The organism is Halorientalis brevis (assembly GCF_023077655.1).
Window position 1 is genome coordinate 69,132 of record NZ_JALLGV010000009.1, and the last position, 23,840, is coordinate 92,971.

Annotated in this window: 22 protein-coding genes; 8 read left to right on the top strand and 14 right to left on the bottom strand. The window is 65.1% G+C overall.

Annotated elements, in window-relative coordinates; all coding sequences use genetic code 11:
* Positions 1 to 188 precede the first annotated feature (188 nt).
* Positions 189 to 1,919: a Na+/H+ antiporter NhaC family protein gene (locus tag MU553_RS20180; RefSeq protein ID WP_247381090.1), complete on the top strand. Its 1,731-nt coding sequence runs from the start codon at positions 189 to 191 to the stop codon at positions 1,917 to 1,919.
* Positions 1,920 to 2,001: 82 nt separating this feature from the next.
* On the opposite strand, the gene MU553_RS20185 is transcribed toward MU553_RS20180, so the two are convergent.
* The 3 genes from MU553_RS20185 to MU553_RS20195 form a co-directional block, all read right to left on the bottom strand.
* Entirely contained in the window at positions 2,002 to 2,358 is a 357-nt protein-coding gene (locus MU553_RS20185; RefSeq protein ID WP_247381091.1) for a hypothetical protein, read from the bottom strand.
* A gap of 4 nt (positions 2,359 to 2,362) precedes the next feature.
* Positions 2,363 to 2,710, bottom strand: a complete 348-nt coding sequence (locus tag MU553_RS20190) for a hypothetical protein (RefSeq protein ID WP_247381092.1) — start codon at positions 2,708 to 2,710, stop codon at positions 2,363 to 2,365.
* A 610-nt stretch (positions 2,711 to 3,320) separates the two neighbouring features.
* Entirely contained in the window at positions 3,321 to 7,055 is a 3,735-nt protein-coding gene (locus MU553_RS20195) for a PAS domain S-box protein (protein ID WP_247381093.1), read from the bottom strand.
* Between the two features lie 238 nt (positions 7,056 to 7,293).
* Between MU553_RS20195 and MU553_RS20200 the strand changes: the two genes are divergently transcribed.
* Positions 7,294 to 7,632 (top strand): DUF7344 domain-containing protein, encoded by a 339-nt coding sequence (locus MU553_RS20200; protein ID WP_247381094.1) that lies wholly within the window; start codon positions 7,294 to 7,296, stop codon positions 7,630 to 7,632.
* An 82-nt stretch (positions 7,633 to 7,714) separates the two neighbouring features.
* Here MU553_RS20200 and MU553_RS20205 read toward each other — a convergent pair whose 3' ends face one another.
* Together MU553_RS20205 and MU553_RS20210 are read right to left on the bottom strand one after the other, a co-directional pair.
* Entirely contained in the window at positions 7,715 to 8,686 is a 972-nt protein-coding gene (locus MU553_RS20205; protein ID WP_247381095.1) for a hypothetical protein, read from the bottom strand.
* A 236-nt stretch (positions 8,687 to 8,922) separates the two neighbouring features.
* A complete protein-coding gene (locus MU553_RS20210) occupies positions 8,923 to 9,876 on the bottom strand; it encodes a formate/nitrite transporter family protein (protein ID WP_247381096.1) in 954 nt (317 codons plus the stop codon).
* A gap of 258 nt (positions 9,877 to 10,134) precedes the next feature.
* On the opposite strand from MU553_RS20210, the gene MU553_RS20215 reads away from it, so the two are divergent.
* Both MU553_RS20215 and MU553_RS20220 read left to right on the top strand, forming a co-directional pair.
* Entirely contained in the window at positions 10,135 to 10,401 is a 267-nt protein-coding gene (locus tag MU553_RS20215) for an AbrB/MazE/SpoVT family DNA-binding domain-containing protein (protein ID WP_247381097.1), read from the top strand.
* A complete protein-coding gene (locus MU553_RS20220; RefSeq protein WP_247381099.1) occupies positions 10,402 to 10,854 on the top strand; it encodes a type II toxin-antitoxin system VapC family toxin in 453 nt (150 codons plus the stop codon).
* Between the two features lie 9 nt (positions 10,855 to 10,863).
* Here MU553_RS20220 and MU553_RS20225 read toward each other — a convergent pair whose 3' ends face one another.
* The 6 genes from MU553_RS20225 to MU553_RS20250 all read right to left on the bottom strand — a co-directional run bounded on the left by MU553_RS20225 (position 10,864) and on the right by MU553_RS20250 (position 17,222).
* Positions 10,864 to 12,954, bottom strand: a complete 2,091-nt coding sequence (locus tag MU553_RS20225) for a type B DNA-directed DNA polymerase (RefSeq protein ID WP_247381100.1) — start codon at positions 12,952 to 12,954, stop codon at positions 10,864 to 10,866.
* 3 nt (positions 12,955 to 12,957) lie between these two features.
* Complete coding sequence (locus tag MU553_RS20230; RefSeq protein WP_247381102.1) at positions 12,958 to 13,290, bottom strand: DUF8156 family protein; 333 nt, start codon at positions 13,288 to 13,290, stop codon at positions 12,958 to 12,960.
* A 3-nt stretch (positions 13,291 to 13,293) separates the two neighbouring features.
* Complete coding sequence (locus tag MU553_RS20235; protein WP_247381104.1) at positions 13,294 to 14,025, bottom strand: P-loop NTPase family protein; 732 nt, start codon at positions 14,023 to 14,025, stop codon at positions 13,294 to 13,296.
* Between the two features lie 162 nt (positions 14,026 to 14,187).
* Complete coding sequence (locus tag MU553_RS20240) at positions 14,188 to 14,475, bottom strand: hypothetical protein (RefSeq protein ID WP_247381105.1); 288 nt, start codon at positions 14,473 to 14,475, stop codon at positions 14,188 to 14,190.
* Positions 14,476 to 14,751: 276 nt separating this feature from the next.
* Entirely contained in the window at positions 14,752 to 15,291 is a 540-nt protein-coding gene (locus MU553_RS20245) for a hypothetical protein (RefSeq protein WP_247381107.1), read from the bottom strand.
* Between the two features lie 1,277 nt (positions 15,292 to 16,568).
* Positions 16,569 to 17,222, bottom strand: coding sequence for a DUF7509 family protein (locus MU553_RS20250; RefSeq protein ID WP_247381109.1), 654 nt, complete (start codon positions 17,220 to 17,222; stop codon positions 16,569 to 16,571).
* 95 nt (positions 17,223 to 17,317) lie between these two features.
* On the opposite strand from MU553_RS20250, the gene MU553_RS20255 reads away from it, so the two are divergent.
* From MU553_RS20255 to MU553_RS20265, 3 genes are all read left to right on the top strand, one after another.
* Complete coding sequence (locus tag MU553_RS20255) at positions 17,318 to 17,707, top strand: ArsR/SmtB family transcription factor (RefSeq protein ID WP_247381111.1); 390 nt, start codon at positions 17,318 to 17,320, stop codon at positions 17,705 to 17,707.
* 237 nt (positions 17,708 to 17,944) lie between these two features.
* Positions 17,945 to 18,223 carry a hypothetical protein gene (locus MU553_RS20260; RefSeq protein WP_247381113.1) on the top strand — a complete coding sequence of 93 codons (279 nt, stop codon included), beginning with the start codon at positions 17,945 to 17,947 and terminating at the stop codon, positions 18,221 to 18,223.
* Between the two features lie 74 nt (positions 18,224 to 18,297).
* Positions 18,298 to 18,849 (top strand): DUF7351 domain-containing protein, encoded by a 552-nt coding sequence (locus tag MU553_RS20265; RefSeq protein WP_247381115.1) that lies wholly within the window; start codon positions 18,298 to 18,300, stop codon positions 18,847 to 18,849.
* Between the two features lie 38 nt (positions 18,850 to 18,887).
* Here MU553_RS20265 and MU553_RS20270 read toward each other — a convergent pair whose 3' ends face one another.
* Positions 18,888 to 19,622, bottom strand: coding sequence for an SDR family NAD(P)-dependent oxidoreductase (locus MU553_RS20270; protein WP_247381117.1), 735 nt, complete (start codon positions 19,620 to 19,622; stop codon positions 18,888 to 18,890).
* Positions 19,623 to 19,701: 79 nt separating this feature from the next.
* Here MU553_RS20270 and MU553_RS20275 point away from each other — a divergent pair, with 79 nt between their 5' ends.
* A complete protein-coding gene (locus MU553_RS20275) occupies positions 19,702 to 20,592 on the top strand; it encodes a universal stress protein (RefSeq protein ID WP_247381119.1) in 891 nt (296 codons plus the stop codon).
* Positions 20,593 to 20,615: 23 nt separating this feature from the next.
* On the opposite strand, the gene MU553_RS20280 is transcribed toward MU553_RS20275, so the two are convergent.
* Together MU553_RS20280 and MU553_RS20285 are read right to left on the bottom strand one after the other, a co-directional pair.
* The gene (locus MU553_RS20280) at positions 20,616 to 22,313 is read right to left on the bottom strand and encodes a Na(+)/H(+) antiporter subunit D (RefSeq protein WP_247381122.1); all 1,698 of its coding nucleotides are present in this window, start codon (positions 22,311 to 22,313) and stop codon (positions 20,616 to 20,618) included.
* Positions 22,306 to 23,811 (bottom strand): proton-conducting transporter transmembrane domain-containing protein, encoded by a 1,506-nt coding sequence (locus tag MU553_RS20285; protein ID WP_247381125.1) that lies wholly within the window; start codon positions 23,809 to 23,811, stop codon positions 22,306 to 22,308. The genes MU553_RS20280 and MU553_RS20285 overlap by 8 nt, the downstream gene beginning before the upstream one ends.
* Positions 23,812 to 23,840: the final 29 nt, after the last annotated feature.

A 23,840-nucleotide genomic window follows, 5' to 3' on the forward strand; every position in this document is an offset into this window, starting at 1 on the left:
GACACCACAATTTTCTGCCACAGTGAGTGTTTCGAGGCTGACAGAACAGCCCACCAGGTTCGATAACAGCGGCAGACTGCGGGTCACTGACCGGATACGTCGCGTTCGGCCGCGTCGAGGGACTCACCTGTTCTCCAATATAACGCATATCAGAGTATATTTAACACGCCTGGAACCAACACCGGGCAATGGTACAGGGTATCGTCGCAGGACCGTGGTCGATCGTGCCCGCACTGCTCGCGATCAGTTTGGCGTGGTACACGCGCGACGCGCTCATAGGCCTGTTCGCAGGGATCGTCGCTGCAGGTGTCATTCTGGGTGCCCTTCATCCGCAGGCGGTCGGGGTGCCGGCCGACCTCGTGACGGTCGGCGGCGACCTCGGGCAGATGCACCCGCAGGGCGACGGCGACCCCTGGTCGATCGGCGTCGGCGGGGTCGTCCTCGGCGCTCTCTTCGGGCTGAAGTTCGTTCCGGAGATCATGGCGAACGCGCCGATGTTCGGTGCGTGGTACGTCGAGAACGTCTTGCTCGCGATCTTCGCCATCGGCGGGATGATCGGCCTGATGATTCGGGCCGGCGCCATTCAGGGCGTGCTGCAGGCGCTGACCGCCCGGGCCGACTCCGCGGCCGACGTGGAGAAGGCGGCTTTTCTCGCGGGCGTCGCCGTGCACATCGACGACTACTTCAACTGTCTCGTGGTCGGCTCGATGATGCGCCCGCTGACGGACGCGTTCGACGTGTCACGGGCCAAACTCGCCTACTACGTCGATTCCGCGGGCTCGCCGGCCGCCCGGCTCGCGTTCTACTCGACGTGGGGCGCGGCGATGGTCGGGTTCATGGGCGGTGGGCTGGTCGAAGCGCACAAGCAGGGGTTGCTGCCGAGCCGGATGAGCGATTTCGTCAGTACCGGCGGCGAGAGCGTGAGCGCCGCGACGGGCGCGGTGTGGCCGCTGTTTTTCAACACGCTGTTCACCGGTTTCTACTCCTGGGTCGCGCTGGCCATCGCGGCGCTGGTCGCCTGGCAGGTCGTTCCCAACCTCGGGCCGATGAAGCGCGAAGAGTCGCGTGCGCGAGCCGGCAACGGCGTGCTCGGCGAGGACGCCGATCCGATGATCGCCGAGGAGATGGACGAGTACGAGATGTCTGAAACCGCCACGCCGGACTGGCGGAACTTCGCGGTCCCAATTCTGACGATGATCGTCGTGGGTCTTGGCGCGATGTTCTGGCGCGGGAGCCCCGTCGTCTTCGTCGAGGGGAAAACCGGGACCACGCTCCTCTCGATCGCTGGCTGGGAACTCGTCGCCCCGCCCAGCGGTCCCTGGGCGTTCAACATCGGCGGCGTGCAGCTGGGAATCGCCTCGTTCACCGCCCTCGTCGTCGCGTTCGCACTGTATCGGTTCAAAGGCGACATCCCGTCGAACAAGGACGCCACGGACGCCCTCCTCGTCGGATTCAAGGGCATTCTCCTGGCGGCCGTCATCCTGACGTTCGCCAGTTCCATCCAGAAGGCCGTCTCGCTGCTGGGCATCGCGTCGTTCGTCACAAACGTGTTCGGCGGTCTCCCGGCCTGGATCATTCCCGTCGGCGTGTTCGGCGTGACGAGTTTCGTCAGCTTCGCCGACGGCTCCTCCTGGTCGACCTACGGCATCATGTTCCCCATCGCGATTCCGCTCGCGTTCGCGACCGGCGCGAACCTCCCGCTCGTCCTCGGGGCCGTGTTCAGCGGCGGGATCTTCGGGGATCACGCCTCACCGATCAGCGACACGACGGTGTTGGCGTCCTCGACGAGCGGGAGCGACCACATGGTCCACATTCGGACACAGATGCCCTACGCGCTCATCACGGCCGCCATTACGGCCCTCCTGTTCCTCGTCGGTGGCCTCGTTCTCCCCTCGGGATTCCAGGTGATCCCGTACTGAGGGGGGCCAGAACCTGCTTTGCAGCCGCGGCCGGTCGGGAGAAAGAGAGTGCGTCGGGCGAACCGCCTCGGATCGAACGGGGTCAGATCCTGTCTTCGAGCATGTTCAGCGGATCGACCTGGCGGGGCCGCTGGAGGAGCGCTTCGAGGTGGGTGGTACACAGGTGTGGCGTGTCCGGTTCGATCTCGTACTCGTAGGAGAACTGCTCGCCGTCGTCATCGTCCAGTGCGAGGTGCATCTCCGGGAGGGCGAAAGTCGCCTCCGCGTCACATTCAAGACAACTGTGGCTCCCATCCGACTCGGCGCTGTACTCGCTCAGCGTCAGTCGCGAGAGCTTCGATTCACAGTTGGAACACAGACTGCCCTCCTTCTCTGTGGTTTCGACGTTGACGATGAGTCGCGTGAACCCGGCCTCCAGTCCACAGGAGAGACACTTCATCGGTTCAGGGCTGTGGGGACACCGGACTCTCGGCGGGACCCGCAGTCTGTTCGGTGAGTTCCCCGTAGTGTTTGTCACAGAGCGCGGGACTCGGTGGCTCCATCGAGTACTCCGATCGCGAGATCCGTTTCCCGTCGATCTCGACGACGTACGCCCGCCACGCCGGCAGCGCGTAGAACCCGTCGCGGTCACACAGCACGCACTCCTCGTCCGTCCAGTCACCGTTCTCGAGCATCTGTCCGAACTGCTCGTGTTCACACTCCGGACACAACACACCGACCTCTGACTCGGTGACCGTATCGACCACCGCTCTGTTGTACGAACTCCGACGGCCACACGCCACACATTGCATTCTTGAATCCTCCTGAAACGTACGGGTCCTCGGTTGGGACTCTACAAATTATCGTTCGAGATAATCAAGGTGACTATGAGATGGATTAGCATCTATTGTTTTCACACCTGTTCTATATTATCACACATCTAGAACAAGAAAACCCCCAGACTACAGCAGTACTATGCTAATTCTTAAAAGATTAAATCACTTTTTGGCTGTCCCACTACTTTCAGCTCCACACGCCCCCGCCATCGCGTGGTTTTAGGCTGTAACTAGTCCAGTTGAAACCAGGCATTCAGACGCTAGAACGCGTGCTCATCTGGTATTTGCCAGCGCACGTAGAGCTGTGGACTGCATCACTCTCGTCGAGGCTGTCGTCCATTCTGGGGAGACCGCGACACGAGCCGTTTCTATATTCTGCAACGGTTCTCTATCGCTACGTACTGTGAGCGAATTCAGGGCAGTACAGCGTGTTGTTCCTCGAATGTGCTCGCAGTCGAGCGGAGAGCACGTAGGCTATTCGTAACTCCGGCCGCTTCGGTAGTATCAGATTCGATAGCTGCGGGTTCATCACATCAATGGGACAGGCAGAGGATGTCGGTCGCGAGTGTCTGGCTGTCCGTGACAGCTAGCCGGTGCTGGGAGCCGGCGCCGACAGCAGCGCGTCGAACACTTTCCGCTCGGCTTTGCGGAGATGCTGGTGGAAGGTGGGCGATGCGATGCCGAGGGAGTCGGCGACGTCTTCGCCGGCGGCGTCACGGGGCCACTCGAAAAAGCCCGCGTGGTAGGCGGCTTCCAACGTGGCGCGCTGTCGGTCGGTGAGATCTGCCAGGAGGCGTCGATGCGCGGAGTTCGGGTCGTCGGGTGCACGACTGATCTGGCGCCGCCGGAGCATCTCGGCCCCCGGGTAGGTCGCTTCGACGACGTCGATGAGTTCGCGCACGTCGACGTTCGGCGTGAGGTGGATCGTCATCCGGAAGTCGCCGTCTTCGATGACTGCCCTGTCGAAATACCCGCCGCGAGACGCGACGACCGAGAGCACCGGCGGGTCGACCGTTCGCACCTCGAAGCGCACCGGATCGTCCTCGGAGTGGACGGTGACTGCCTCCCAGTGCGGGACCGTTTCGACGAGGCTTCTGACGGTTTCGACGGCGTCGGGCGTCGCCGTGCCGTAGACGAGGAACTCGCTGTCTTCGACCGGGACGGCGTGGTCCAGCGTGATCCGGCCGCTCGTCTCGGTCGGGTGATCGACGCCCGAGAACACGTCTTGCACCTGGAAGTCGAGTTCGACGAGTTCGTCGCTCATCAGCGCCTGCTTGCGCTCCGTCGCGGCGATCGCGTGACCGACGACCTCACCGAGTTGACCGATGACGTCGCGTTCGGACCCCTGGAACGCGTCCGGCCGTGCGGCGTACACGTTCAGGACGCCGTAGAAACTCTCCTCGTGGACGATCGGGATCGACGCGGACGAGCGAAAGCCGTACGGCTCGATGGCCTCGCGCCAGGGATCGTGTCTGGCGTCGGTTTCGACGTCGGTCGTCACCTGTGGTTCACGAGTGCGGATGGCCCGTCCGGTCGGGCCTGCACTTCGGTCGTCCGCGGGATCGGCGGAGATCGTGATCTCGTCGAGATACCCGTCCACGCCGGCCTCCGTGCGGAGGTTCACCGTCTGCGACGCGGCGTCGATGTCTCCGATCCAGGCGAACAGGTACGACTCCGTCTCGGCGAGGCGCTCGCAGACAGTGCGTTCGATCTCCGCCCGCGTGGACTGGTCGATGACGGCACTGGTGATGTCGCGGACGACCTCGTTGAGATGGTTCACCGCTTCGAGTTGCTGACGCTGGCGTTCCAGTTCGAGTTCGGCTTCCTTGCGTTCCGTGATGTCGGTCAGTGCGCCCGGGAACGTGACGGGTGTCCCGTCGTCGTCACACTCGACGTGCCCGCGGGCCACCACCCACCGCCGTTCGCCGTCGGCGTTCCAGACGCGGTACTCCGATTCGTACTCCCCACAGGCGTCGAGCGCCGTTTCGATCTCTGCTTCGACCCGGTCGCGATCCTCCTCGTGAACGGCCGAGACGAACGAGCCGAGCGTCACGCCCTCCCGCGCAGCTTCCGGGTCCACGCCGAACTTCGTGGCGAGCGCGGGGCCAGTCACCATCTCGTCGTCGGGAACGTGCCACTCCCAGGTTCCGATGGCGCCGGCCTCTGTCGCGGCTTCGAGCTGCGATTTGGCGTCCTCGAGTTCGCGCTCGTACTCTTTCCGTTCGGTGATGTCCTGTGACATCCCCATCGCGGCGAAGATTTCACCGTCGTCGTCGCGAACCGGCGCGAAGTGGAACCGGTAGTGGCTCCCGCCGACCGATTCCTCGAACGTCGCGGTCTTCCCCTCTAGCGCCGCTTCGTAGTGCGGGGCGACGACGTCGGCCAGCTCCTCGGAGAGCGCCTCGCGGAGGTGTTCTCCTTCGAGATCTTCCCTCGATACGTCCGTGTCCCCCATGGGCGTTCCGCCGAAGGAGACGTACCGGAGCGTCTCGTCGACGAGTGCGACCGCGCCGTTCGGGAAGTTCTCGACGAGCGTCCGATAGCGCCGACGGTACTCCTCGAGGTTCCGCTCGCGCTCCTTGCGCTCGGTGATGTCCCGGAAGTACACCGAAATCCCGCTCTCCGAGGAGTACACGTGGTTTTCGAACCACGCATCGAGCGGTTCGTAGTACTCCTCGAAGGATCTCTTCTCGTGTGATTCGACGGCGTCCTTGAACGTCCTGGACGCGACCGCTCCTGGTTCCAGGACGTCCCAGATGTCCACACCGATGACTTCCGCCTCCGATATGTCGAGCAGGTCGGCCGCGTAGTCGTTGACGTACGTGAACCGCAGTTCGTTGTCGAGCGCGAAGAACCCGTCCTCGATGCGGTCGAACACCTCGTCGAGTTCGGCCTCGAGGATCTCACGCTGCTGAGCGAGTCGCCGCTCCCTGGCCTTCCGCTCGCTCACGTCACGAGCCACCCCGGTGAATCCGACGATCGTCCCGTCGTCCTCGGTCATGGCGCTCGCGCTGAACTCGTAGGGAATCGCGTTTCCGGCGGCCGTTTCGAGCGGGAGTTCGACCGTGAAGCTCTCCCCGTCGGTGAGCACCTGCTCGACCGTTTCCCTGGTCTCCTCGGCCGCCTCGTCGGCGATGAAGTCGACGGGACCCATCGCTTCGATCTCCTCGTCCCGGTACCCCGTCACCTCGCGGAGACGGTCGTTCCACCGGCGGAACTGTCCGTCGGCGTCGAACGCGTAAACGATGTCGCGCTGGTTGTCGAGGATGCTCTCGGTGAAGGCCTTCTCCTCGCGGAGTCGCTGTTCGTACTCCCGCCGTTCGGTCATGTCCTGGGTGACCTTGGCGTACCCGGTGAGGTCCTCACCGTCGTAGATCGGCGTGATCGTCGCCTTCGCCCAGAACCGTGACCCGTCGGCCCGGACGCGCCACCCCTCGTCCTCGACCGAACCGGTGGCCCGCGCCTCGGCGAGGTTCTGTGTGGGGACGTCCGCCGCCCGCTCCTCGTCCGTATAGAACACCGAGAAGTGCTCGCCCACGATCTCCGCGGCGTCGTATCCCTTGATCCGCTCGGCGCCGGCGTTCCAGGTCTGGACGTAGCCGTCGCGGTCGAGCGTGAAAATCGCGTAGTCTTCGACCGCGTCGACGAGCGACTCGAACTTCTCGCGTTCGGTCCTGTGTGCGCGCTCCGACCGCTTGCGGTCCGTCACGTCGTAGTAGAGTTCGACTCGGCCGCCGGCGTACGCCCCGTGCTCGATGGGCTTGCTACGGTGTTCGAGCCAGCGTTCCCGTCGATCCCCGTCCGGGGTCACCCGGCACTCGAACCGTTCCGTGTCCGTGTTGTCGTCGTAGGTCGCCAGCACGGTGTCGGCGAACTCGGACGAGTCTGCGATCACCGACGCGATGGTCGATTCGACGAGGTGGCGCTTGTCCCGCCCGAGGACCTGCTCGCGGTCGAGGCCGAGGTATCGCTCGGTCGCGTCGTTGATCCAGGCCACCTCGAAGTCCTCGTCGAGCACGAACACGCCGACCTCGGCTCGGTTGAGGACGTCGTCGATCAGCGATTCGGCAGCGGCGGGCCAGTCCGGGGCCGACTGCTCGTCTGTCCCCGTCGCCTGCGGTCGCCACCACACGCGCGCGCTCGCCCCCACTTTCTTGGTTTCGAGCCGCCCCTGCTCGACGAGTCGCTCCAGCCGTTCGTACGTGCTCCGACGACCCAGATCGAGCGCTGTCGCCACCTCCGTCGTCGTCAACGGCGGACCGGTCACGTCGAACAGCGCGAGCGTCTCCCGAAGGCTCTCGGTCAACGAATCGGCGTCCATGATTGCGTTGTGCCGGCCACGAGGTATTAACCCTCCGCCGGTGGAGGAAAGTGGGTCGCTCCTGTCGCGACAGGGTCTGGTAGCTACTGTGGAGCGAGCGGCCGAAACCGAAGCAATCTGACACGCATCTGGCTCAGTTCGTCCCTCAATGCGGGCCTAACCATTTTTAGTACAGCCTTACAGGCACTCGCCGCCGAAGCGAACCCACACCGACGCCGTCTGGTCGGAGTGTCCCATCATGACCCAGTCCACCTACGAAAACACGGAGACCCAGCCGGGAGCGACCGAGTTGACCGAGAGCGAGCGCTTCCGGTTGCTCGCTGTAGAGCGCCGCAGAGACACGCTCGCCGTCGTTACGGATCGGCCTGCGCCCTTCGAACTGACGGATCTGGCGACGGCCGTCGCCACGCGGGAGCGCGACGTGGAGACGCCCGCCGAGGAGACCGTCGAGGAGGTGGCGGTGTCGCTGCACCACGTCCACCTCCCGCTGATGGACGACCTCGGAATTATCGACTACGTACCGGACACGAACCGCCTCGAGGCGTGTTACGCGTCACCCGACGTCCTCTCCCACTAGGTCACGTCGTCTGTCTCACCGGTTCTGGGATCCTGATCGCGGGCCGAACGCAGGGGTGGCAGCGTCGCGTAGCCCTGCCACGTCAGCGCAGGCCCTCGTCGTAGAGGTCGGTGTCGAGATCGGTTTCGTCGACCCTGTCGACGTCGACGGTGACGAGGTTTCCTTCGGGATCCGTGATGTCGAACTCGTCGCGCATCACGTAGACGCCGCCGGTGTCGATCGCTGCGGCCTGTGCCGGGTAGAAATCGAACTGCTCACTCGTCCCCAGATACTCGCCGATACGCGTGTTGTACTCGCTGAAGATGTCCGAGCCCGCGACGTCCGGGCGAGGCGTCCACTCGACGACGTCCGACACCACCTGGAAGAGGCCACCGGGATAGAAGTTGTTCGCCCGGACGAGTGCTTTCCCTCCGCCGTCGACGAGCCCGAAGTCGTCGTCGGGTTCGAGCAGGACGTCACCGTTCCCCGCATCGCCGCTCGGCGTCCCCGTCGCGGGAGTGCCGGTGGTCGATGTCTCCGTTGCGGGCGTGTCGGTCGCCTGTGCGTCCGTCGCGTTCCCTGCCGTATCTCCGCTCGGCGCGCCGACGAGGTCTACGTACTGGTCTCCGCCTGCGACGGGTTCGAAGGTCACGGTGACGAGTCCCTCTTCGGCGCCGTCTTCGAACGGCGTGATCTCCGTGCCCAGCGCGTAGACCTCACCCTCTTCGACCTGGGCGTCCTGGGCGGTGTAGAACAGCACGTCTTCGCCGGTGAGCAGGTACTCGGCGAAGCGCATGTTGTAGCGCTGGGAAAACTGGGGCAGCCCCGCCAGATTCGGCGTCTGTTCGATGACGGGGGAGATGATGCGGACCTGGCCGCCGGGGTGGAACTCGTTGTTGTACATCACCGCTTCACCGCCGCTCGCCTGCTGGTCGCCGCTGTCCTGGGCGAGCACGCCGCTCGGACTGCCGAGACCGAGCCCGACGCTGCCCGCTGCCAGCGCTCCTTTCTTCACGAACTCCCGACGGAAATCGACGATGGAATCGAAGACGCCGTCGCTCTGTGAGTCAGTCATCCTCTGGGTCCTCCAGTGTGACGTTCACCGTTCGCAACCGTAACGAGAGAGCCTGCGACAGCAGGGTGCGAACACGTTCTCGCCCCAACTGTCACCGCCTCCCCAGCCGACTCGTTTCGGCTGTCGACCTCGCCTGTTGACCGTGCCATCCCAGCTAGCGTCGGCTCTCCGGCAGTACGTTTCCGTCCCACTCCGTGCGAGAACGAGCGATGGCGGAGTCGACCGCCGATACTCGGCTACTCTTCATTCTCGAACATCACTCGCCACCGTCCGACAAGTCCGCCGAAGACCCACTCCTGCAGCGACAGTTCTTCCTCTGCGGCGTCGTCCGCCCCGGATATGTGTTCGCCGGTGTGTGCGTAGTTGAGGACCCCGACGAGAACGACGCCGCCGAGCGTGTTGCCGAGGAAGACCGGCAGCAGAAACTCCCAGACGAGCGGCACCAGTGCTGCCCCGCCGCGGAAAAACAGGAAGAGGGCGTCGCCGATCGAGGTGATGATGTGGAACAGACCGACGACGGGGATCAGGTAGATGAGGAGATACGTGATGACGATACGTCCGACCGTGTCTCGCGTTCCGTGATCGACCCAGACGAGCCCGCCGACCAGCCAGCCCGCGAAGACGCCTTTGAAGAAGACGCCCCACCACGAGACGTGCATCGCCTCGGTGGCGAACTGCTCGGCGACGGCCGCCTCCGCCGGCGAGAGCACGGCGGTGTTCGCCAGGACGAAGGCCCCGATCCCGACGCCGACGACGTTCCCCAGCAAGACGAGTCCCCAGACGCGGAACAGCGCCGGAATGCTCGACAGCCGGGTGAGCACGAGCGTCACCGGCGGCAGCGTGTTCTCGGTGTAGAGCTGGTAGTGGCCGATGACGATGATCACGAACCCGATCGGATACAGCACCGGTTTGACGAGTCGTGCGAGCCCGCCGGCGTCGCCGACCATGGCGCTCACGACCGTGTATCCCAGCAGCGTGATAGTGATCCCAAAGCCGGCTGCGATCCCGCTGTAGAACAGTTCGGCGTGCGTGTCTTCGACTTCCTGTTCGGCGCTGGCGACGATCCGCTGGAAGATCTCGCTCGCCGAGAACCGATCGCGGGTCGCCGTACCGCCCGCGGGCGCGCCGCTCTGGGCCTGATCGATCCCGACCTGCAAGCTCTCGTTGGGGAGGTCATCCTCCGAGGACACAGTATCCGTCCTTCGGGACCGTAACTGAAATACCGCAGGCAGAGCCGCGCTAACACGCAAGCACCACACATTTAGATTCAGTGTGGCTCTCAGTGCGCCACCGCTTCGGGCGTCTGTGGTTGACAGCACACCGCATCAGACTCGCCGGTGGAGGAGAGCCTGACCGCCTGCGGAACTGGCCCGGACTCACTGGCCGAGCTGAGATCGTCCCCACATATTATGGTGATACAACCAGTCAGATACAGCTGTGGTGATGGGATGAGTTCGACTGACGAAGCAGCGAACGACGACGAGTACGGAGAGGCCGAGATCAACGACCGCGGGCGACTGACGATCCCGAAGGAACTTCGGGACGACCTCCACCTCGAAGAAGGAACGACGTTCACGGTCGTGCGAGAGGGATCTGACATTCGGCTCGTCCGTCACCTTCCCGAGCTACAGACGCTCTCCTCGGGGAGATCCCGGGACGAGTGGGGTGAGGACGCGTTTCGCAACGCGGGCGAGGCGACCTTCGGAGGACGGTAGATGCGGCTGCTCCCCGATCTGAACGCCCTCTCTATCCAGTTGATCGACGATCACCCGGGCCACCAGTACGTCGCTGAGGAGGTGAGTCCCGCGCTTCAGGGAGAACACACGCTCCTCATGTTCGGCTATCTGCCGCTGCGAGTTCAGTGGGTCCTGGAAGATCTGGGGTTCTCGACGGTCGAGGCGCGTAACGCGGTGAGCTCGCTGCTCCAGTACCCCATGGAACCGGTCGACGTCACGCCGGCGACGATACTCGACGCGTACGAGATCAGCGCAGCGAAAAACCACGACGTGTACGACTGTTTCTACGTCGCGCTCGCGCGGGAAGCGGACGCCGACAAACTCGTGACGACCGACCGGGACTTCGCGGACCTCTGTGCGGACGAGCCGTTCGAGTACGAGAATCCCGTCCCCGAGGACGTTCTCGCCGAGTTCCACGCCGTCTCGACGTAGGCCCAGCCGCTAGCCGAATCGCGCCAGCGTCGCCTCGGTCGTCTCCGCGAGGTACTCCCGAACGTCGGCTCGTCGCCACCCGACCGGCGAGAGGACGCTCTCGGCCGCCCGGACGAGCAGATCAGCGTAGAACGCCGGATCGTAGTCCGTGGGCGACTCGGCCGCGAGCGTCACGCGGTCGCGCGAGGACTTCTCGTCGTCGACGACGACGTACCGGACGTGCTCTCCGGGATGGACGTCGCGGCCGGCGTCGGCCGCCCGTTCGAGCGCGGCGACGGTGTGCGTGTACTGGCCGTAGGCGCCCGCGGCTTTCGACGTCCGCTTGTCGATCACCAGTCGCTCGGGGTCGACCTCCCCTGCCCGGAGCCGTGCGAGTTCGCGAGCCAGCCGGTCACAGACCGCTTCGGGCGACCGGTGCGCGTCGAAACAGTCCACGAGGTCGCGCTGAACGTCGGCCACGTACGCCGGTGTGCTCCGCTGGCGACACTCGATGCCCCGGTACTTGTACGCCTCGGCGTCGGCGACCGCCCCGAAGTACTTGGTCAGCGCGCCGGCGTCGCTGTCCCGTCGCGGGACGAACGCGATCCAGTCGTACTCGTTCTCGTATTCGAGGCGGATGCCCACGTCGTCCGTGATCTCCGCGGCGACAGCGGGCAGCGGCCGTTGGGTCGCGTCCGGCCGTGGAGTCACCCAGATGCTATCGACGATGCCGTGGACGACGCGCCAGCCGGCGGCTTCCAGCGCCTCCTTGGCGTCCAGGAGGATCTCCCGGGCGTAGGCGTTGATCGCCTCGTGGCACTCGATGCGGCCGAACTTGGCGTTCGAAAACCCCTGGTAGCCGAAACAGGACACCAGGATCCACTTGATCGCACTCGACCGCCCCTCTAGCTCGCGAATCCGTTCGGGGTCGGTCGCGGCCGCGATCTCGTCTTTGATGGCGTCGCGGTCGTCGACGAGCGGCTGGAGCACGTCGGGGAGGTAGCCCCGCTCGTCACAGACGCTGTACCCGAGCCCGGGCACGTCTTCGCGGTCGGCGTGGCAGTCACACCGGATCTTGTCCGGCGAGACGTTGTACTCGCAGATGATGTTGGGATAGAGCGAGCTGAAGTCGAGTTCGTGGACCGTCTCGTGGACGCCGACGCTGGGGGAGAAGGTGAACCCGCCCCGATCCGCGTCCTGGAGCTGTCTCGCCGTCTTGAACTGCTCGTGGCGCCAGGACTTCCAGGGGACCAGCACGTCCCGGGCCAGCGCTTCCCGGATCTGGATCGCCGTGAGGACGTTGCCGATCGACGCCCAGGACAGTTCCTGCAGGGGTTTCCAGGACCGACGCACCAGATCGAGACAGCCCTCCAGGTTCGTCTCGGTGTAGAAGAAGGTGTTCGACCGGTCGACGAGCGCACGCCCGGGCACGTCGTACCGGGCCGGCGAGTGGCCGACCCGCCCGTAGCTGGTGTAGGTGGACTCGCCGGCCAGTTGCTGCCAGCCCGGTCGCCGCCCGAGCTGTAACTCGCGGTCGTGATCGGCGGCCACCTCGTAGAGCGTCGGGACGAGGTCGCCGGCGCTGACGACGAGCACGTCGGGATCGACGGCGTCGACGCGCGTCTGAATCGCGTCGAGTATCTCGGGAACGGGCCCGCTGTGGACGTCGCCGTCGATCCTGACGGTGGACAGGTCGTCGTTGTCGAGGGCGACCGGCGAGACCGCCAGTTCGAGCGTCGTCGGGTCGCGCTCGGGGACGGGGGCGGTGCCGGTCTCCAGGCAGTAGCGGAACTCCCGGGAGAAGTCCACGTTGTAGAGGCGATACTCGCCGGGGTCGCCCCAGCGGCGGATGCGGGTGGCGGCCCGGCGCACGTCGTCGATTCGCTCGACGTCGAGGCGGACGACCGGTTCCGGGTCGTCGCGGAAGGCAGTCCGGTGGCGTTCGACGCTCGTCGTCGTCACGTACGGAAGCGCGGCCGCCCGGTCCGCGAGCGCGTCGACGGCCGACGAGGCCGACGCGTACAGCGTCGGGCGGTACGTCTCGTCCAGTTCACACTCGGCGCCGTCGGCCGTCAGCGACCACGTGCGCACGCCGTCGTCGAGGTACTCGACCGTGAACATCTGTCAGCTCCTGTCCGTCGGCGCTGACTGTTCGCCGGCGCGCTCGCCGTCGGTCGGCTCGTCGGCTTCGAGGGTTGCCACACGGGCTTCGAGGTCCGCGACGCGGGCTTCGAGTTCCTGGCGGCGTTTCTCCTGGCCGAGCGACATCGAAAACAGAACCGGAAGCAGTGGCGACTCCCGGTTGAGATAGCCGGCGGCGTCCGCGTGGGCGCGTGCGTACTCGAACAGGTCGTCGAAGTACTCTTTGTCACCGTGTCGGAGCGCTCGCCGGTACGCCTGCCAGCGCTCTTCGATCGACTGCAGGACGCCCCGGAACGTGGGATTCGTGCGCCCCATCCGTCAGCCCTCCAGCGCCTCCGGCGTGATCGGCTGACTCTCGCCGACGCTGTAGCGCTCGTACAGCGGCGTTCTGGCGTCGAGGATCTCGGCCCAGTACGCCAGCGTGGTCTGGACGTAGCCGCCCGGCAGTTGGTAGACGAGCGTCTCGTGGTCGCCGCCCTCGAACCGGACGCCGAGGTCGGTCTGCCGGCACGTGATCGTTCTGGTCGCTGCCGTCTCGAACGGCGCCGACAGGGCGTCGTCCTCCCACCGCGTGACGAGCACTGGCACGTCCAGCGTGCGAGCGAGCGTCTGGAGCCGAGCGAGGACGCGGTAGAGCAGGGCTTCGGCCACGTCTTCGCCGACGTCGTCGTCGCGGTACAGCCCGTCGACGGCGGGGCAGACGACGAGCGACACCGAGTCTGGGGTCACTGACCGGGCGTCGCGGTCGTCGGACTCGCACAGGGAAAACAGGTGCTCGACGAGCGCGGCGTGCTGGTACGCCGTGAACCCGCGCGCGACCGAGACGCGGTCGAGCAGTCGCGGACTCGGTGCGAGCGCGGACAGCGTGTCCGTCCGTGCGTGATCGAGCGCGTCGATCCAGACGGCCTGACCGGTCCCGTCGCCGAGCAACAGCGTATCGATGACGAGCGACTGCAGGGGTTTCAGCGGCCGGCCCTCGCCGGCCACGCGCAGCAGGGTGAGGCCGGGCTCTAACCGTGGCAGTTCGGGAATCGAGTCGAGTTGACGCATGGTCGATACCAGCGAGCAAGGACGGATAAGCGATGCAGGGGGCTTTCCGGATTTCCGGAAATCCGGAAACGCCCCGGTGTGGCACTGGCCCCACTGGCGGGCGATCCCTCTCCATAGAGTGCGTCTGGCGCAGAAAGAGGCGGTTCGGCGGTGCGTGCGGGGCTACTGACAGGCGAGTTCGTACCCGTACTCGCGGAGCGCAGCGGCGACGACGAGCCGGAACTTGGGATCGATCTCGTATTTCGGGATCGCGGTCTGTTCAGTTCGGACCTTGTAGAACTGGTACGTCGTGACGTCCAGCGTGCCGTCGTCCATCTCGGTCGCGACCTCGACGCGCAGTTCGTCTTCGACCGCGTAAACCTCGGTGTTGAGCGGCCGATCTCGCCTGCGCATCTCCACCGTGAGCTCGCCGTCGCGACGCGCGCTGTGTGTCGGGTGGTCCTCGTTCATGGTCTCCTCCGGACGACGTCCCGCCGGTTCGCAACGGACTCCTTGCCACCGTCTCATTGCAGTTCCGAGAGGACTGTCCGAACATACATTATGATATTTGAAAAATGTGTTGGCCGACCGCGGACGTTTACCTCCGCTGAAAAGGCCGTAGGGCTGCACTCGTTGTAGATTTCGTCAGACTTGCCGCCAGCCCTAGTTATCAACTTTGATAACTTAGGGTGGTGAGTAGGGCGAGCCCCGCTCACACAATCAGCACTCGCCCGAGACAACGGGCGGTCAGGAGTCCTCGAAGTACTGCGGGGGAACGGCGACGTCCGCGGGTTCGTGGACGCCGTCGCCGGCGGCGGGGCCGTCCGTCTCGGTCGCGGCGTGCTGTTGCTGGACGAGCGCGTCCCAGAAAGGCGGTCTCGTTGGCTGGGTTTCCGGAATCGTCCGCCCCTGGAGTTCCGGTGGTGCGGTCAGAAGCCGGTCTGCAGGGACCGCGTCATCGGCCGTCGGTGAGACGAGACGGCACTGCAAGAGCGCGTACTGATAGGACCCCTCCACGACCGTCAGGATCGTCGGCAGTCGCTCGAGGCAGGCGTCGTCGGGGATCGTGAACCGTTCGCGGGCTCTGAAGACGGTGAACTCGTCACCGCTCTGTGCCGGACAGAGGACCAGCGGAAACGCGTCGAGCGGCTGGGCGGCCGTCTCTCGGTCGATAGCGAGCAACCAACCCCGCGAACGGACGACGGCGTCCGGCCCGAGCCGTTCCTCCGGCGTGAGGAACTCGTGGATCGGCGTCGCACGGTCCGCGGGGGAAGGATCAGTTGGCATGCATTTGGGGGGTGGAACCGGGGACTGTCCCGAACGCGGGACCGAGCCCGCGTCGCAGTCCACCGGTTCCGCGTTGTGGCGTGCTATCTGGCGGTTCGGTTCCGGCGCTACTTGGTTTTGTGGGTGACTGCGCGTGCGTGAACCGGTTCACCCGACCAGTGCTGGCGCAGTCGGGGCTCTGCTGACAGACACGTCGAGAGAGATGGGAGGGGTCAAGTACCAGCCTCGTACTGCGCGGTGTCACTGACCGTGACCCGCGCCCGGTGGTAGTTGACCGTCTCGTGCGTTCACCAGGACCGCGACGAATCAGTGGTCGCTGCTGGTCCACGGTCGTGGACGCAGCCGGTGCCAACGCAGTGCGCGGTTCCTGGTACGCCTCACGTTCGGACCCATCCCTAAAATGTACTTTTATGTATACATGATATGTGAGGGGAACGCGTGAACTATCAGGAAACGTGGATGGAAGAACTGGGTGCACCCGGTCGGCCTCGTCGACTTCGAACGTAATTACGACATGTATCGAACGGGTGTAATTTCAGTCATACATCGTCTGCGGTGGTCTGCCTGCCGAGACGAACCCGGAGCAAGCCCGGTGATCTGTCCGGTCGTCGTGATGTTTACGACTGAGTCGTACGGAGTATGACGCCGCCGTCTGAAATGATATGATTATGATATCGGTGGGCTTTGATGCCGTGCTGTGACGGGGCTACTCCCAGACGGTCGAGACAGTGGCTCGAATCGCGAGAATCTGCCCGTTTCGCGTTCGCCACTATCGTCACTGTGGGACTGCAGAGGCGGCTCGATCTCGAACGTGCAAACGATCTGTCCTCTATTGCAGCTGGCGCATCGTATAACAGCCACTCAGACGTGCGCATCCACCCGACGAAGTAGGAACGTGGCGGTCACGTAATACTAACGCACGGATCGAGATAATTATGACATATTCATAGCACTGCCAGTATCTCACGAGAGAAGGAGCAATATCGCTGCTGTCTGCTGGTTCTGTCTCACCATATTTCAGTCATCTTCCTGGTAATTTGGACGTTTCATGTTTGCAGAAAAACGATTTTTACGTCCCATCTCGTTCGTTCGAGTACCAGGACCGCGACCGAGCCACAGTCAGCCGTCACACGCTCAGCTCATTGCCCGGATCGATGCGTACCGGTCCTGGTGGGCACTCGGGACGTCACGCGCTCGTCCGTGGACTTCGGCCACAGCCGACCCGAGTGCTCGCTTCCACTCATCCCTTCGCGACACTGTCCTCACCCCCAGTCTGTTTACTCGTCTCCGAGCCGTGGCAACTCTCCGTGTTGTTCGCGCCTGGCGATGTCTCGGACGTAGAGTCGGACCTTGCGAACGAGGTCCGTGCGGTCCTCGTAGGTGTAGACCTGCGCATCCCAGCGCTCGACGACGGACGCGATCATCGCGCTTCTGACGCCGGACTCGTGGACGAACGCCACGCGCTCGTCGTGGCCCGTCTCACCGACGTCGTCCCGCTGGAAGATCGCCTCCAGGACAGAGCCCGTTTCGATGCCGACGCCGAGATTGTCGCCGAGTTTCGGGACGAGATAAACGACGGCGTTGCTCGCGAGCGCGAACTCGATGCTCTGCGTTGCGGCGTCTGTCTCCGCCAGCGGAATGTCGATATCCAACGCGAGGAACGCATTCACGCCGGGTTTCGTCCGGAGGGTATCGCGGACCTCGAGCAACAGATCGAGCATGGCTTCGTCCCCGTCGAGTTCGCCGTCCGAGTCGACGAGCGCGCCGAAATCGATCGATTCCGGGAGCGACGCCAGGTCCACCACGTCGGTCGGGTCTTCGGCCTGTTCGAGCGCGCTCCGAATATCGAACGCCGTGTACGGCCCCATGAGATAGACGAGCAACTGCGAGTGTACGACGTCTCCCAGTTCCCCCCTGATCCGGTCGCGCATACTCGGCGTTCCGACCCATACTACTTAAAGACTTGGCGTTTTCGAACATCACTGAGTCAGCAAACGCTTTGTGGTCGCGGTCGGTATGCTTCGACATGGGCGAGACCGAGCGGCGGGACGACCTCGAAAACGGGCCGGTTCGGCTACCGGAACAGAGCTTACTGGACCTTTCGGACTACCTCGCCATGCAGCGGGCGATCGGAAACGAACACCGCTTTCGCATCCTCTCACTGCTCGTCGACGAGGGCGCACACAGCGCGAGCGAACTCGCAGACCAGCTCGACGCCGACTCGAACACGCTCCACTACCACCTTGACAAACTGGTCGACGTCGGCCTCGTCGCGAACCGGAAACGCAAAGAGCAGACGAGTGAGGGGCTGTACTCCTACTATCAGGCGACGTCGCTCGGTGAGGGGGTTCTCGAACACGGCGTGCGCGAACTCATCCGCGAGGAGTGGGACCTCCTCGACGCGTACGGCGAGTGACCGAAGTCCGATCACTCGTCCCTGGTGAGTGAACGCGAGCCGCGCGTCAGTACGGTTCCCGCAACTCGGAACGGAAGTACTGGTTCTGTCGTCACAAGTAACTCGGAGAGCGGCCGGGGTTCGGTGAATATGTCGTCTGATTTATATATCCCCGAAATACTGCTGGGCGGCGTATTTAAATTCCCGGGCATACCCGCGATAAACTCTAAACGAGTGGAAGGCTTAAATTAGTCTACGATGCCTCAGATGCTCCAGCGAGCGGCTGACGACCGGCGTCCCGACGTGAAACCAGGCCAGCAGTTCACCGTCCACAAGCGGTTCGTGGGCCTCGACGCAGGCCAGACGGTGGAGGTCGTCGACGCGTCCGACGAGACCCTCGCCGACGGCGCGTATCCAGAGCGGCTCACGCTGCAGTTGACGGGCAGTGAACGGCTCTGGGCAGGCGCCAGCGAGATGCCGTACCACGGCGACGACGTGCGAGCCGCCGTCGAACGCGGCGACCTCGAACTGCTGTAACGCCACGAAACCACGCGATCGGACGCGTCACCAGTCGGGTCCGGTGACGTCGAAGGATTCGCCGACAAGACACTGTGCGCACAGACCCGTGGTCCCGCGACCGACGGGCAATACTCGGGACGGCAGCGGTCGGGCATTCCGGGGCGACACGTTCTTCGGAGAAACGGATCACCACCGACCTCTTTCCACGGAGCGCGTCACAGGGTCGCTCGCCCCAGGAAATCGTCGATAGCTTCGGGTACAGTATCTGGACGAAGTACCTCTTCGTCCGGGGGAGCGTCTGTCCGGAATGTTACGGTACCGTCGACGTGACCAAGAGAGGTGGGCAACCGTTCGTCGTCTCTGTAAACCAGTGTCGGGAATGTCGATTCACCGTTCACGTCCCGGTCGACGTGATCGTCGCGTTCCATCCAGTGGTCATCGAGGCGTTCTGGCAACACGGCGTCTCGCTGCTGGACGTCCCGCTCTGGAGACACTTCGAGTACACCACCGGCGACAGTTGGGAGGCCACTGTCGAATCGACCGATCCGTTCGCTACACACGTCACGATAACGCTCGACGACGCGACGCTCCGGCTTGCGGTCGCCGACGACCTCTCGGTGACACAGGTCGGAGAACGCGCGTAGCAGTTTGCGCTCACACCCCCCAGCGGAGGTGGGCTGTCTCAACTGAGGCGCTGTTCCCACTCCTGGGCGGGCATCGACTCTCCCGAAATCCCGTCAGGTCCCTGCGCGGCCAACAGGACGGCGGCGTCGTCCATCACGTCGGGTTGCAGGATCTCCTCGCGCTCCGCGGCAGGGAGATGCGACCAGATGTCGGTGTTGGCCCGGCCGCCGGGATCGAGACCGTTCACGTTGATACCGTGCTCGTCGCCTTCGAGGGCGGTCACGCGCGTGAGCCCTTCGAGTCCCCACTTCGAGGCGACGTACGGGCCAGCGCCGGCGATGGCGCTCCGGCCCAATCCCGAGGAGACGTTGATGACGTTGCCGTGGCCCTGGCTGGCCATGTGGGGAATCACAGCCCGTGTGAACAGGAACACGCCTTTGAGGTTCACGTCGAGGACGGTGTCCCACTCGTCCTCGCTGACGTTGGTGAGCCGCGTCCGGCCGTCGTTCATGCCGAGCAGGCTCACGCCGGCGTTGTTGACGAGCGTGTCGATGCGCCCGAACTCGCTGACGGTCTCCTCGACGACGGTCTCGACTGCGTTACGCTCGCGAACGTCGGCGGGAACGACGAGCGACTCCGCGGTGAGGTCGCTCGCAACTGCCGTCAGTCGCTGTTCGTCGCGTGCTGTGAGTGTGACGCGTGCGCCTTCCGCTGCGAAGCGTTCGGCCATCGACCGCCCGAGCCCGCGACTCGCGCCCGTAACCACGATCACCTCGTCGTCGAGTGGTGCCATGCGGCGGCTTGCGGCCGCGGAGGGCTTGAAAGTTCAGGGGGTGAGAAGCGACTTGGGAACTGGTATCGTATGCAGAGGTATGGCTGACCGAGTATTAGTGCCGTACGACGGCTCCGATCAGGCACGCCTCGCGCTCGACCACGCGTTCGAGCAGTTTCCCGACGGCGACGTGACGATACTCCACCTGATCGAGCCCTTCCCGGACCACAGCAAGGCGGCGGGCCATCCCAGCGAGCGACTCGACCACGTGTTCGCCGAGCGTCAGCGACTGCTCGACGAGGCGAAGGCAGTCGGGGAGGGTCACGGCGGCACCATCCGGACGACGCTGATCTACGGCCGTCCCAGAACGGAGGTCCCTCACTACATCGAGACGAACGACTTCGACCAGATCGTGATGGGATCGCGTGGACTGGGCGGCACCGCGAACCTCCTGCTGGGGAGCGTCTCGCGGGAAGTGATCCGGACGACACCGGTCCCAGTGACCGTGGTTCGTACAATGCCGACCGAGCGCGAGGGAACGGGGACGACCCTGACGCCGCGGTCGGTTTTGGTCCCGTTCGACGGCTCGGCCTCCGCACGCGATGCCCTGGAGTACGCACTCGAACAGTTCCCCGACGCGGCGGTCACCGTCCTGTTCGTATCCGCCACTAAAGTCGACGAACACCAGGTCATCACGTCCCAGACCGAGCTCGAAGACGTGCTCGAACAGGAGGAAGACGAGCGCACCCGCGAGCGAAAGCGAGCGCTCACGGCCGCAGAGCGGATCGCAAACCGATACGACCGTGACGTTCGCACGGCTGTCGAGTGGGGTAACCTCGCGACCAAGGTCCTAGAACAGAGCCGGACCGAGGGCGTCGATCACCTCGTCATCGGCCGCCCGGAGGAGCGACGATTCCGGGACCTGCTGCAGGGGAGCGTCGTCGAAACGATCGTCCGACGTGCGCCCGTTCCGGTAACGGTTGTTCCCTGAGCGAGTCGCGACCGACGTGCCGTTCAAGCGAACAGGATGAACAGAAAGACCACGAGGGCAGTCACGAGCAGCAACACACCCCTCCCGACCGCATCGGTAGAGAGACTGTCGGGTTCCCGACGTGAGTTCGACCGCGTGAGAACCCGGGTGGCCGCCGTCGACGCGGTTTCGGTCCCGGCGTCCAGGTAGTGTCCGGCGGTCGCGAGTGTGCCGGTCACGATCCGGAGCGTTCGCGCCCCGGCCGGATGATACACCGCGTCGAGGTCGGGAACATCGCTGATGCGCGCCAGTGGGGCCTTGAGGAACAGGAACGCGACGCCGCCAGCACCGAGAATCGCGCCGGCCTTCGTGAACTGACTCGGCGCGAACGGCTTTGCGGCTGCGGTCGCGCCGGGAAGGACGCCGAACTGAAGCGACGGTGCCAGGCCGAAGAGGAGGCACGGGCCCGCTACCGCAGCGAACGCGAGCGTTTCGGCCGGCCCCGCATCCCGGACGGTCGGGTCGGCGTCGCCGTGGAAGAACGCGTAGTATCCGAACTTCACGAACGAGACCACGGTCCCGACGCTGCCGACGACGAGCAGCCACCAGAGGGCGTCGAACCCGGCGTCCTCGGCGGCGTCGATGACCATGGCTTTGCTGACGAACCCGTTGAACCCGGGGACGCCCGCGATCGCCGGCGCAGCGATCAGGAACGCCGTGAACGTCAGCGGGACCTCCCGGATCAGACCGCCCAGGTGTTTGAGATTCTCGTCACCCGTCCGCAGGAGCAAGACGCCCGCGATCATGAAGAGGAGGCTCTTGTACAGGACGTTGTTGACGAGGTGAGCGAACGCGCCGGCGATACCGAGCGGCGAGCCGATGCCGATGCCGGCGACCATGAACCCGACCTGCGAGACGATGTGATACGAGAGGAGCCGCCGCATGTCCGTCTGGAGAATGGCGTACGTGACGCCGACGAGAAGCATTGCCCCGCCCACGTACGCGAGGAGTCGGCCCCCGTCGGGCACTGCGCGGGCGAGGGCGTAGACGCCGACTTTGGTCGTACAGACCGATAACGCGACGCTCGTCGCCACGTGGGGGCGTGGGTAGGTGTCGACGAGCCAGGGATGCAGGCCGATGAAACCGACGTTGAGACCGATCCCGAGCACGCCGAGCGCGGCCGCGATGCCCACGCCGAATCCCCCACCGAAGAGGAACGTTCCCGTCACGGTGTAGCGGATCAGCACGGCGGCGATCAGTGCGATTCCGCCCAGATGGTGATAGACAGCGTAGCGGAGGCCGGCTCTGGCGGCGTCGTCGTCACCGCTCGCCCAGACGAGCGCCGTCGCACTGACTGCCAGCCCCTCCCACGCGAGGACGAGCGTCAACCAGTCGCCGGCGAAGACAGCCGCGAGCCCGGCACCGAGGTACGCGAGCGAGAGTGCCACCTGCCGCCGCGACCCGCCGGTCCCGTATCCGTACGTGACGGCGACAGCGGTGACGAAGGCGAGAATCAGTCCGACCGTTCTGGAGTACGGGTCGACGTTGAACAAGACGACCGCGAACCCGAACAGCCGCGTCTGGAGGTGCGAACCGGCAGGCACGAGCAGAAGCCAGGGGACGACGAGGGCAGCCACGGTAGCTCCCGCGATGGCGCCTGGCCGCCGCGGCACCACTGCGACGAGCAGCGCGGCGGCGAGGAACACCGCGACCGGCGGGAGGGTCGTGAGACCGCTAGCCACCGGGGAACACCTCCGCACCGACCGTTCGCGCGAGCGCCCAGAACGGCGTCGCGTCGGGAACGACGCCGAGCACGACCGCACCCCCGGCCGTGACCAGGACGGGACCGAGCAACCACCAACTGCTCTCGGTCAGCGGCGTCCGTCGCTCCCACGTGGCGGTCCGCCCGCCGTCGTGCTCGCCCGTGGCGACACCGTGATGGACATCGACGGGCCGGAATCCGTCAGTCGCGTTGCGCCCGGCGTACGCCGTCAGCAGCACTGGCCAGAAAAACAGCAGTTTGAGCAGGCCGGCGACGAGATACGTCGCGGCAAAGACCAGGGCGTTCGCGTCGAGCGCCCCCAGGATCAGGTACCACTTGCTGACGAACCCGGCGATCCCGGGCAGTCCGACCAGTCCGGCGCTCCCGACCGCGAACGCCGTCATCAGTGCCGGGAGCCGCCGCCAGATGCCCCCCATCTGGCTGACGTACTCGGTGTCGGTTTCGACGTAGATCGCACCGGCGCAGAAAAACAGGGTGATCTTCATGAACGCGTGGGCGACGAGGTGCAAGAGCGCCCCGAAGAGGGCGAGCGGCGTCAACAACGCGATTCCCAGGACGATGTACGACAGCTGGCTGATCGTCGAGTACGCGAGGCCGCGCTTGAGTTTGTCCTGGCGCAGCGCGACCACCCCGGCCAGCAGCATCGTCGCCGCCGCAGCGACGGCGAGCGGGCGTCCCAGTCCGAGCGACCGAACAGTGCCGGCACCGAAGACGAACAGGACGACGCGGGCGAGTCCGAACACGCCGCTCTTGACGACGGCGACGGCGTGCAACAGCCCGGACACTGGGGTCGGAGCGACCATCGCGTCGGGGAGCCAGGCGTGCAGCGGCACGACCGCCGCCTTGACGCCGAATCCGACGACGAGCAGCCCGTAGGCGACGGTGGCGACGATCGGCTCCGATGCGAGCCCCGCGAGCCCTCCGGCGACGAACTCGCCCGAACCGGTCACGGCGTAAACGAGCACGATTCCCCCGAGAATGGCCACGCCGCCGCTCAACGTGTATGCGAGGTATCGCCGTCCGGCACGACGGGCCTCCGGGGTCTCGGCGTGGGCGACGAGCGGGTACGTCGCGACCGTCAACAGTTCGTAGAAGACGAACAGCGTCAGGAGGTTCGCCGCCAGCGCGACGCCCATGGTTGCCCCGATACTGGCGGCGAACGCAGCGAAATAACGAGTTTGATCGTGCTCGTCTAACCCGCGCATGTAGCCGACGCTGTAGGCGCTGGCGACCAGCCACAGGAACGACGCCAGCAAGGCAAACAGCGCTCCGAGGGCGTCGACCCGGAACGTGAGCGGCGCCCCCACTGCGAGTCGGCCGAGAGTCGTCTCGTACACGACGCCGTCCAGCGTCGCGGCCGCGGCCTGGGCCGCGAGTGCGAGGGTCAGTCCCGCCGCGAGAAACGTCCACGCCTCTCTGCGATTCGGTCGCGACCCAGAGGCCAGGATCGGCGCCATCGCGACCACCGGCACGAACACGATCGCAA

Bases quoted from the DNA above. Each gene is read 5' to 3' on its own strand.
- MU553_RS20285 (WP_247381125.1), bottom strand. From the start codon at position 23,811: ATGGCGCCGATCCTGGCCTCTGGGTCGCGACCGAATCGCAGAGAGGCG.
- MU553_RS20180 (WP_247381090.1), top strand. From the start codon at position 189: ATGGTACAGGGTATCGTCGCAGGACCGTGGTCGATCGTGCCCGCACTG.
- MU553_RS20275 (WP_247381119.1), top strand. From the start codon at position 19,702: ATGGCTGACCGAGTATTAGTGCCGTACGACGGCTCCGATCAGGCACGC.
- MU553_RS20235 (WP_247381104.1), bottom strand. From the start codon at position 14,025: ATGCGTCAACTCGACTCGATTCCCGAACTGCCACGGTTAGAGCCCGGC.
- MU553_RS20190 (WP_247381092.1), bottom strand. From the start codon at position 2,710: ATGCAATGTGTGGCGTGTGGCCGTCGGAGTTCGTACAACAGAGCGGTG.
- MU553_RS20250 (WP_247381109.1), bottom strand. From the start codon at position 17,222: ATGCGCGACCGGATCAGGGGGGAACTGGGAGACGTCGTACACTCGCAG.
- MU553_RS20245 (WP_247381107.1), bottom strand. From the start codon at position 15,291: ATGCCAACTGATCCTTCCCCCGCGGACCGTGCGACGCCGATCCACGAG.
- MU553_RS20195 (WP_247381093.1), bottom strand. From the start codon at position 7,055: ATGGACGCCGATTCGTTGACCGAGAGCCTTCGGGAGACGCTCGCGCTG.
- MU553_RS20220 (WP_247381099.1), top strand. From the start codon at position 10,402: ATGCGGCTGCTCCCCGATCTGAACGCCCTCTCTATCCAGTTGATCGAC.
- MU553_RS20200 (WP_247381094.1), top strand. From the start codon at position 7,294: ATGACCCAGTCCACCTACGAAAACACGGAGACCCAGCCGGGAGCGACC.
- MU553_RS20270 (WP_247381117.1), bottom strand. From the start codon at position 19,622: ATGGCACCACTCGACGACGAGGTGATCGTGGTTACGGGCGCGAGTCGC.
- MU553_RS20240 (WP_247381105.1), bottom strand. From the start codon at position 14,475: ATGAACGAGGACCACCCGACACACAGCGCGCGTCGCGACGGCGAGCTC.
- MU553_RS20260 (WP_247381113.1), top strand. From the start codon at position 17,945: ATGCCTCAGATGCTCCAGCGAGCGGCTGACGACCGGCGTCCCGACGTG.
- MU553_RS20205 (WP_247381095.1), bottom strand. From the start codon at position 8,686: ATGACTGACTCACAGAGCGACGGCGTCTTCGATTCCATCGTCGATTTC.
- MU553_RS20215 (WP_247381097.1), top strand. From the start codon at position 10,135: ATGAGTTCGACTGACGAAGCAGCGAACGACGACGAGTACGGAGAGGCC.
- MU553_RS20230 (WP_247381102.1), bottom strand. From the start codon at position 13,290: ATGGGGCGCACGAATCCCACGTTCCGGGGCGTCCTGCAGTCGATCGAA.
- MU553_RS20225 (WP_247381100.1), bottom strand. From the start codon at position 12,954: ATGTTCACGGTCGAGTACCTCGACGACGGCGTGCGCACGTGGTCGCTG.
- MU553_RS20185 (WP_247381091.1), bottom strand. From the start codon at position 2,358: ATGAAGTGTCTCTCCTGTGGACTGGAGGCCGGGTTCACGCGACTCATC.
- MU553_RS20255 (WP_247381111.1), top strand. From the start codon at position 17,318: ATGGGCGAGACCGAGCGGCGGGACGACCTCGAAAACGGGCCGGTTCGG.